Source organism: Marinobacterium sedimentorum, from assembly GCF_024267675.1.
GTDB classification, from domain to species: domain Bacteria; phylum Pseudomonadota; class Gammaproteobacteria; order Pseudomonadales; family Balneatricaceae; genus Marinobacterium_A; species Marinobacterium_A sedimentorum.
Window position 1 is genome coordinate 1 of the sequence record NZ_JALDYX010000089.1, and the last position, 656, is coordinate 656.

1 protein-coding gene is annotated in these 656 nt (G+C 64.2%); it reads right to left on the reverse strand.

What is annotated here, in order from left to right; genetic code table 11:
* On the reverse strand, positions 1-656 hold a 656-nt coding region (locus tag MRS74_RS23565), incomplete at both ends, for a tetratricopeptide repeat protein (RefSeq protein ID WP_254582720.1).

Sequence of the window (656 nt, forward strand, 5' to 3'; positions counted from 1 at the left end):
TCCGCCTTCGAAAATTCGCCCTGACTCCGATAGGCCGCGGCCAGTTGTACCATCAATGGTATATCGTCAGGCCAGCGGGGCCGCAATCCCTCCAGATGTGCTGCCGCCGCATCGTGGCGCTGCATAGCCAGAAGCACGTTACCCTTCTTCAGTAGCAGCGCGCGGTCGTCCGGCAGAGTCTGCAGCGCCGCTTCGACATGGGCCAGTGCTGCCGCCTGATCTCCGCGTTGTAGTGCGTTGTCCACGCGCCCGAGCAGCGCGCCGCGATGCTCCGGCTGCGTCGCCAATGCAGTTTCGCACAGTGCATCCGCCTTCGAAAATTCGCCCTGACTCCGATAGGCCGCGGCCAGTTGTACCATCAGCAGCACATCCTCAGGCCAGCGGAGCCGCAATTCCTCCAGATGCGCTGTCGCCGCACCGTGGCGCTGCATCGCTTGAAGCACGTTACCCTTCTTCAGTAGCAGCGCGCGGTCGTGCGGCAGGATCTGCAATGCCGCTTCGACATGGGCCAGTGCTGCCGCCTGATCCCCGAGCTGCAGTGCGTTGTCCACGCGCCCGAGCAGCGCACCGCGATGCCTCGGTTGCGTCGCCAATGCGGATGCACACAGCTCATCGGCCTTCGAAAACTTGCCCTGACCCCGATAGGCCGCAGCCAG